Source organism: Sphingomonas sp. Leaf28 (assembly GCF_001421685.1).
Lineage (GTDB): Bacteria > Pseudomonadota > Alphaproteobacteria > Sphingomonadales > Sphingomonadaceae > Sphingomonas > Sphingomonas aurantiaca.
On the sequence record NZ_LMKX01000001.1, the window covers coordinates 1,332,133 to 1,340,640 of the forward strand.

At 57.4% G+C, this 8,508-nt stretch carries 5 protein-coding genes and 2 pseudogenes; 6 read left to right on the forward strand and 1 reads right to left on the reverse strand.

Translation table 11 applies throughout. The features are described 5' to 3' along the window. The first annotated feature begins 240 nt into the window (after positions 1–240). Both ASE79_RS20785 and ASE79_RS06160 read left to right on the forward strand, forming a co-directional pair. Positions 241–1,134, forward strand: a complete 894-nt coding sequence (locus ASE79_RS20785) for a hypothetical protein (RefSeq protein ID WP_162237001.1) — start codon at positions 241–243, stop codon at positions 1,132–1,134. Positions 1,135–1,395: 261 nt separating this feature from the next. Then, positions 1,396–1,803 carry a hypothetical protein gene (locus tag ASE79_RS06160; RefSeq protein ID WP_056413043.1) on the forward strand — a complete coding sequence of 136 codons (408 nt, stop codon included), beginning with the start codon at positions 1,396–1,398 and terminating at the stop codon, positions 1,801–1,803. Between the two features lie 320 nt (positions 1,804–2,123). On the opposite strand, the gene ASE79_RS20215 is transcribed toward ASE79_RS06160, so the two are convergent. Beyond that, complete coding sequence (locus ASE79_RS20215; RefSeq protein WP_082445082.1) at positions 2,124–2,849, reverse strand: Crp/Fnr family transcriptional regulator; 726 nt, start codon at positions 2,847–2,849, stop codon at positions 2,124–2,126. Positions 2,850–3,656: 807 nt separating this feature from the next. Between ASE79_RS20215 and ASE79_RS20790 the strand changes: the two genes are divergently transcribed. The 4 genes and pseudogenes from ASE79_RS20790 to ASE79_RS21570 form a co-directional block, all read left to right on the forward strand. Continuing rightward, positions 3,657–4,286, forward strand: a complete 630-nt coding sequence (locus ASE79_RS20790; protein ID WP_146168886.1) for a hypothetical protein — start codon at positions 3,657–3,659, stop codon at positions 4,284–4,286. A gap of 213 nt (positions 4,287–4,499) precedes the next feature. Next, the gene (locus ASE79_RS06165; protein WP_082445083.1) at positions 4,500–7,385 is read left to right on the forward strand and encodes a YadA family autotransporter adhesin; all 2,886 of its coding nucleotides are present in this window, start codon (positions 4,500–4,502) and stop codon (positions 7,383–7,385) included. 55 nt (positions 7,386–7,440) lie between these two features. Beyond that, a pseudogene (locus tag ASE79_RS22025) lies at positions 7,441–7,886 on the forward strand (hypothetical protein); the annotation flags it as partial. A gap of 190 nt (positions 7,887–8,076) precedes the next feature. Then, positions 8,077–8,508, forward strand: a pseudogene (locus ASE79_RS21570) (hypothetical protein); the annotation flags it as partial.

Sequence of the window (8,508 nt, forward strand, 5' to 3'; positions counted from 1 at the left end):
GGCTGTGAAAGCGATGCCCGCTATATCACTAGCCGTGCCTGAAACCGGACGGTCCGCTTTCCTGCCCATGTTGGACATTCCCGAATCTCGATCCCAATGGAAATGCCCCGGCCGCCTCGCAAGCCGTTCCTTTTGGGGAAATGAGCCAACAGCTGCGAAGGCCTAAACGGTAAGCAAATTCGGCTTCTACAAACCGCGGCTAGATAGCCGTCCGTCTTGGTAAAGCTTAATCCTCGGCGGTTGATCATCGCCTCGGTTTGCGGGATGGCGGGTGACCCTGCAAAATCTGCGGAGGCTAGGATCGAAGCAATGCGAACCCAGACTGTCATGATGATGGCCGTGCTTATATCGATTGGCGGGGCGGGAGCCGCCCCTCAAGCGACTGCGCAAACCAATGACAAAGCTTCCGAACACAAAGCCAATCGGTCAGCCTCAACGCTCTATGAGGTGCTAAACGAGCAAGCGTCTTCGCGCAGCAAGCAATCTACGGAAGACGTTGGAACGCCAGTGCTCAAGCGTGATTCAAATGGTAGCGCATGCACTACTGATCAACTTGTCCATGCTTCGGTGGGTTCGAATATCACGAGCCGTATCAAGAACTCTATCGTACCGCTGCAAAAAGGTATTCAGGTTCGTGACATCGCAATGCTGACATTGCCATGTGGCTTCAAAATAGATGACCGATCCGGTTGGAGTCTCTTTTTAACCAACGGTAGCGAGGTAAGGCGCTACATTGAAAATAACCCGTTCGGGTTCGCACCCGCATTTGGCTTTAGTGATCCGATCGAAAAGTCCTATACGATGAAATATGAAGACATTCCCCGTGAAAAGGTTCAGACAGATAGCTGCATCAATACAATAGCATCTATCAGTTCGAGCCTGAAGCTGTGTAGCAGCTTTGGAAATGAAAAATCCTTCTTTGGAATAGAACGGAGCGATCATACTAGCCATCTAGGTCATTATGTCGTTCGAGACGGGGCTATTATTGAAGATTTTCCGTTGGCCAATATTAATAAGGATGTGGATAGTATTTACTTTATTCCACCCCCTGATGCATCCGGCGGTACTATCACGCTCATAGTGACCGATGGTCAGAACCCGTACAGGGCCTACGTGGACACTCCACGAGGGTAAGCTGCTTGCCGCCCCCGCTAACCGGCGCTCGGAAAGCGCGCGCATTCCCAAAATGCGATCGATTCCGAGAACGCCGATCCCTTCTCGCCTGCCGTACGTTTGAAAGAAAGGCTGAGCCACAGCGGCGACGCTGCACATGCGAAAATCAGATTCCAGCACTGGCTTATCTGCTCATTCACCTGCCATGCAGCGACGGATCGTTAGATAAGCGCGACCGGACGATTGCAGCGTGCCACATCGCCGGTTTCTTGAGAGATAGAAATGATCCTTACCAAACAGCCGTTCGCCCTTGTTGCCGCAGTTGCGATCGGACTGATGATGCCCGGTGTCGCCTTTGCGCAGCAAGGAGGAACCCAAGCACAGCGCGCCGAGAATATGCAGGCGGCGACTGCGCTTCATACCCGCATTGATGCGACCCAGGCTCGGATCGAGAACGCGCGGCGCACGCACAAGATTGCGCGTGCGCGCGCGACGGCGTTGAACCGTCAGATCGCGCAGACCCGGCAGAGCATGACCCGGCTCGGCAAGCAGCAGGGCTTCGTCAGCGCTGCGGAGCTCGCCTCGTATAATCGTACGCTCGGCACGATCGAGAGCGAACTTGATCAGCGCGGCGTTGCGCGCAGCTACGGCAAGGACATGCTGCCTGCCGCACCTAACGGCCGCCACTGAGCATACGGGGACGGGAGCGGCCATGCCGCTCCCGTCTACTCAATTCTACCACAGCACTTCTGGATCTGATCGACCATGTTTCTGTCCGGCTGACAAAAGTCGAACATTTCCAAAAAAGCATCCTAATTGAGATAACCTTTTTGGAAATGAATTGGCTATCTATCATGTAGCTAGCGGTAATTCAGCGAGGGCCGGGGCTTCATAATTAGTAAAATAAGATCTTTGATCATTTAGTGAAATGCAGAATACCAAAATCAAATAGCGCCTACGTTCTAGGTGGTTTTATTAGTATACGTACCGAGCTTTATCGGACATTTATATCATTCGTTGGTCAGATACTCGTCATTGAAATCGGCTAGTACACACAATGCATCCCATTCGGGCAGTCTGAATAACGTTTTTTCCCTAATTAGTAAGCCTTCATTACGAAGAGACTTCATTGCGCGATTGACGTGAGCTGCTGTAAGGCCGAGGGCGTCGCCAAGTTGCTCCTGAGTCAGGGGGAATTTGAAACTTCGATCGGCAGTTGTGTTGCCTCCCGTCAAACGAACGGCAATTTCGCAGAGCAGATGCCCGACTCTCTCTTTAGCATTGCGTCGACCAATGTTTAGCATCCATTCTTTATAAATTGAGGAACGATAAGCAAGCATTGTAGAGATACCATTCGCAATCGTAGGATGTAGCATCATAAAGCGTTTCATCGCATCTCGATGAATGAGCCCCACACTGAATGTGGTGAGAGCTTGTATACTACAATCTAACTGGTTTAAATATATGTTTTCGAGGGCTAGCGCTTCACCTGGCAGTATGAGCGATAAAATCTGTCTAGATCCAGAACTAGTCTGTTTATGACTAAAGGCAAATCCCTCAATTGCTATCCCGATAAAATCCGCCCGATCGTTTTCTCGCAGTACGTACCGTCCGGCAGCATATGATCGGACGACACAATCTGCGCTTAAAATAGCTGCTCGCGCCTCCTGATTAAGGGGCTCTATTTGCTCGAGACTATCGACTAAGATTTTCAACCCCGGCATTGCGTCTTCCATAAATATCGCAAGGCAAGCACGCTCGCCTAAACCAAAGCTTCCACATCCTCCAAATTAAGGCAAAAGTGCATAGACATATGTCATGTCCCCAGTGAACGATATAAATCATAATTCCTAGATAAAATGTTTAATGTTAGATAGTTATTGGTCTACCGTGTTTATATATTGATTTATATCAATTAGAATTCGCAGGTCTATGCACCGATTATGATGTTTTATTATCGATGTGTGGATTTCCGGAGGTATTTTGCACGCTGCGTTTGCAATGATGAAAGCTTGTGGCAAAATCGTGCATTGAAACACATGTATAAGCAGCTGATAATTAATGACTTTTCTAGGTTTGCGGTGCAGTTTATACGACAACGTATTAACGGTATTTGGACTCGACCTGAAGCCAACTCACGTGAAGCGCTGCGCCGAATAGGTGACGGCTCTACTGTTAATCTCGAGCGCGCCTAGGTTGGCATAACGTGGTGGGCGTGAACGAAAATCGTGTTCGCTCGTGGCATCATCGTTCTTTATTCGACGGGCTTAGTGGGCTTAAGGTTCGGCAGCAGATCGATCGTTGCGGATCCGACGCGGATGGGAAGACCTGAAAATCATCCATGGCCGCGTTGAATGGCTAAATCACGACCTTTCGTTCAACCCAAAACGACTAGATCTATCGATCAGAGCGCCAAATTAGCGCTGATCTGGTTTTTTAAAATCCCGTTAATCGTGAAAGCTCAGAACCATCACATATGACATTTGTCAGTCCGATTCGGCATGCGAAATGTAACATCGTAGATGTGCAGTTGGCCGGGGAAGATGATGGTGATGGAGGTGCCAATGTACGGGTTTAGTCATTGCAAAATCTATGGGGGCGTGATGCTCATCATAGCAAACATCCTGTTCTCTACAGTATCAGCGGATGCGAATGCTGCCACGTTACCTTCCAAGCGTGATATTGCAAAAACGAGCGCGGTAAAGTCCAACACCATTGCCCCATCGACCCGACTGTCCGACATTGCAGTTCGACTTCGGCAAAATGGCGTGGCAGCATGCGCCCCACAGATAAACGCAGCTGGTGCAACAATACTTGCGGGAGCCAGTCAATATGACACGCTATCGAACTGGAACCCGAAAGGCGGCGATCAGCGTAGTGTGAACGTCGTAGTCGCGCAACGCTACCCAGAGAAAGAACCGATCCCGTCAGGTGTAAGCACGATCGTTGCAACGCCAGTTTCGCCCGGGCGGTGCGATTTAGTTGCGGTGCAGGTCGTACCGAGCCCTTTGTCTTGTGATGCTGTGCGCAATGCGATGACGACACGCGCTCAGGCAAGAGGGCAACTTGTTGGAGTAACTGTCATGCAACAGGGACCCACGGAAACGCTTCTGGTCCCTACTGGGACTGGTACGTGTGTGGTCGTCGACTTGACCACCACTTACGCACAATGACGGTCAGAGCGATGCGCCTCGCATGCGTATCGCCTGAGCGTCGCCTATCAAATATTGCCTGCGCCTTGTGATCAACGGCACTCGCCGCCCGCGCATTAACATCTGAATCCCAAGGACATCTACCGAAAGCCCGGCACCGAACGCTCGTAGAGCCTCCGGTCGATCGTCCGCGCTTGTTCGGAACAATACTTCAACCGAAATTGGAGACAGCCAATGACCACCGAGCGCCATAACGTTGCAACCATAAGCCAACAGAACCGTCTTGCACGGCGGTCGACAGCTCTCGATAAGGCCCGAGGGAAACAGGCCAACAAGCAATCTTCAGCCAATTTGGCCAACGCCTCACCGTTACGTCTGAATAGTATGGCGGCTGCTCTGCCGGCGGGGGGGCCCGGTGGCCGGGCGGAAATCATCTCCAAAGCACTCTACGCGAACCTGCCCGTCGCAGCTATGCTGGCCGTAGGAGCGCTCGGCATCGGGTTGATGTATCCAACGACCGCCGGCGCAAACACCTACAACAGCACGGGAGCATGCAACTCTGGCGCTGACACGGGGCCTGACGGCATTCCACGCCCGGCGGAGACGAACCCAGTCGACGGCGACGGCACCTATTCAAGTGTGCTAGGATGCAGCGCAAACGGTGGGGCTAATTTTGGTGTCACGGCCCTAGGTGCCTATTCGTCGGCGACGGGCGATGGTGGTGTTGCCGTAGGGTACGGAGCTAGCGCATCGACCCGCGCGACGGCTACGGGACTCTCCGCCATCGCCTCGGGATCGAACTCGGTTGCAATTGGTGGCCGTGATATTGTCGCGCAAGGCGGAGCGACCACCCCTGTCGCCGTCGCCGGGGCCACGGCATCGGGTATCCGTGCCGTGGCAGTCGGATCGGGATCCAGAGCCGCAGCGAGCTCGGCGATTGCAATCGGCGACTCAGCGACCGCTTCAAGCACCAACAATATTGCGATCGGTACCGGCGCCAGTGCGACGAACGCTGCGGTCAACTTTAATGCGGTCGCGATCGGCGAGAATTCGACATCGACCGGGGGCACAGCCCTAGGCAGCGCGAGCAGAGCCGTTGAAGCCTCGACGGCGCTTGGCTCGGGTGCGAAGGCTACCGTTCAAAATTCGATCGCGATCGGCGTGCGCGATGATTTCCAGACGATCGCGTCAGGCGACGGATCCATCGCGGTAGGAAACGCTGCCACTGCTACTGGACTGACTTCGATCGCGATCGGACGTCAATCCACATCAGCAGCCAACGGCGCAATCGCGCTGGGGCAGAGCGCCAATGCGAGCGGTATCGGTGCCTTGGCGCTGGGTGGTGCCACCGGTGGCTTCCTCTCTCCGGGCGCATCGCAGGCAACCGGTGCGTACAGCGTTGCGCTTGGTGGAGGCGACGGCAGCACGGTTGGCGGTGTCGTCCAGAGCGGTGCGCGCGCGGCGGGCGCAAATAGCGTCGCGATCGGTACCGCCAGCGTCGCCAATTCGCAGAGCAGCACTGCGGTCGGCTACAATAACCAGGTGACCGGTGCTCGCTCAGGCGCTTTCGGTACCGGCAACGTCGTCACCGGCACTGCCTCATACGCGGTCGGCGACCCCAACATCATTAACGGCGACGGCACGTTCGTGACCGGCAACGACAACACGGTGAACGGGCCGAACACAGCCGGCAACGGCAACCGTATAAACGTCCACGGCTCCAACAACATATTGGCAAGTACTGCCAATGCGTCGGGCTCTGCCGTGTTCGGCAACACCAACACGGTGAATGCGCAGAACGCGATCGTCGCGGGCAACGGTAGCACAGTGACTGCTGCGGGTGGCATCGTTGTCGGCGGTGGCAGCAGCGCCACGGCCGCCAATGCACTCGCACTCGGCAACGCGGCGACTGCAAGCGGCACGAACGGCGCCGCAATTGGTCTCAATGCCGTCGCGTCGGGCACATCGTCTGCGGCGCTGGGCCTGACGGCTACGGCATCGGGCGCGAACGCACTGGCCTTCGGCAACAACGCCCAGGCAAGCGGCGGTGGCGCGACTGCGATTGGCCAGAACACGAACGCTAGTGCGCAGGCCGCGGTTGCGATTGGTACACTTGCACGGTCGTCCGGCCTCCTTGGTCTGGCAATCGGCAGTGGATCCATCGTTACCGGGGACTACGGGATCGCGATCGGCTCCGATGCCCAGGCACCCGGCACGTTCGGTGTTGCCATCGGCAACACCGCAAGGGCCCTCTATGACAATTCGCTAGCGCTCGGTGCAGGTTCTCGCACAGGTACTGCGGCACCTACAGGTGTCGGTTATGCCACTGGTGCTGCGGCCCCAACGTCGGAGGTGTCCATCGGTAGAGCGGGTGCCGAACGTCGGATTACCAACGTTTCTGCGGGCGCAGCGGCGACCGACGCGGTCAACGTCAGCCAGCTGACGGGCGTGCAGAACCAGTTCGCAGGCGTCATCGGCGGTACCGTCAATCCAGACGGTACCTACACCGGGCCAACCTACGCGACGACGGGCGGGACGACCGCTACCACGGTGCAAGGCGCATTCGATAACTACAACACCGCCATCACCAACACGGCCGCTGTCGCAAACCGCGGCTTCGACGTCACCACTGCCCAGACGGGCACGGGTACGGTGACTGGTACCGCGATTGCCAACGTCGCACCGGGCGCCCGGCAGACGATCACGGCGGGCAACAACATCGCAATCGCGCAGAACGGGACCGATCTGACGATCGCCACCAACCCGAACCTGGTGGCCGACAGCCTGACGACCGGCGGTACGGTGATCAACACGGCCGGCTTCACGAACGGGGCATCCACGTTGGGCGCAACAGGGCTGACCATCGCAGGCGGCCCCAGCGTCACCACCGCCGGGATCAATGCTGGCAATCAGGTGATCGCCAACGTCGCAGCTGGCGTTGCRACAACGGATGCCGTCAATCTGGGCCAGCTCCAGGCKATTGGTGCTGTTGCCGACAACTCGGTGCAGTATGATGACGCGGCCAAGACACGCACGACGCTTGCAGGCGTCGCTTCGACCGATGGTGGCGTGACGGGCGGCACGGATTGGTGCTGTTGCCGACAACTCGGTGCAGTATGATGACGCGGCCAAGACACGCACGACGCTTGCAGGCGTCGCTTCGACCGATGGTGGCGTGACGGGCGGCACGACGATCGGCAACCTCCATCAGGGCGAGCTGAGTGCCACCTCGACCGAGGCGGTCAACGGCGCGCAGCTGTTTGCCACCAACCAGCAGGTTGCGGCGAACACCGGCGCCATCGCCGGCAATACCACGGCGATCACCAACCTCGGCAACAGCATCGCCAGCGGCACGATCGGTCCGGTCCAGCAGAGTGGCACGGCCAACCGGCTGGCGCTGGTCGCGCCGGGCAGCACGGGTGCGGCRCCTGGCGCRCTCCAGACGCTCGGCAACCTTGCCGCGGGTACCGCTGCGACCGACGCGGTCAACGTCAGCCAGCTGACGGGCGTGCAGAACCAGTTTGCGGGCGTCATCGGCGGTACCGTCAATCCCGACGGTACCTATACCGGGCCGACCTACGCSACSACGGGYGGGACGACCGCTACCACGGTGCAAGGCGCNGCGGGCGTCATCGGCGGTACCGTCAAYCCCGACGGTACCTATACCGGGCCGACCTACGCSACSACGGGYGGGACGACCGCTACCACGGTGCAAGGCGCATTCGACAACTACAACACCGCCATCACCAATACGGCAGCGGTCGCAAACCGGGGCTTTGACATCACGACCGCCCAGACGGGTACAGGTACRGTGACGGGCACCGCGGTTGCCAACGTCGCACCGGGCACCCGGCAGACGATCACGGCGGGCAACAACATCGCGATCGCRCAGAACGGGACCGATCTGACGATCGCGRCCAACCCGAACCTGGTGGCTGACAGTCTGACGACCGGCGGTACGGTGATCAACACGGCCGGCTTCACGAACGGGGCCTCCACGTTGGGCGCGACCGGGCTGACCATCGCAGGCGGCCCCAGCGTCACCACYGCCGGGATCAAYGCTGGCAATCAGGTGATCGCCAACGTCGCAGCTGGCGTTGCRACAACGGATGCCGTCAATCTGGGCCAGCTCCAGGCGATTGGTGCTGTTGCCGACAACTCGGTGCAGTATGATGACGCGGCCAAGACACGCACGACGCTTGCAGGCGTCGCTTCGACCGATGGTGGCGTGACGGGCGGCACG

What these genes read in the sequence shown, in the direction of transcription:
- ASE79_RS20215 (WP_082445082.1), bottom strand. Translation starts at nt 2,849, where the DNA reads ATGGAAGACGCAATGCCGGGGTTGAAAATCTTAGTCGATAGTCTCGAG.
- ASE79_RS20790 (WP_146168886.1), top strand. Translation starts at nt 3,657, where the DNA reads ATGATGGTGATGGAGGTGCCAATGTACGGGTTTAGTCATTGCAAAATC.
- ASE79_RS06160 (WP_056413043.1), top strand. Translation starts at nt 1,396, where the DNA reads ATGATCCTTACCAAACAGCCGTTCGCCCTTGTTGCCGCAGTTGCGATC.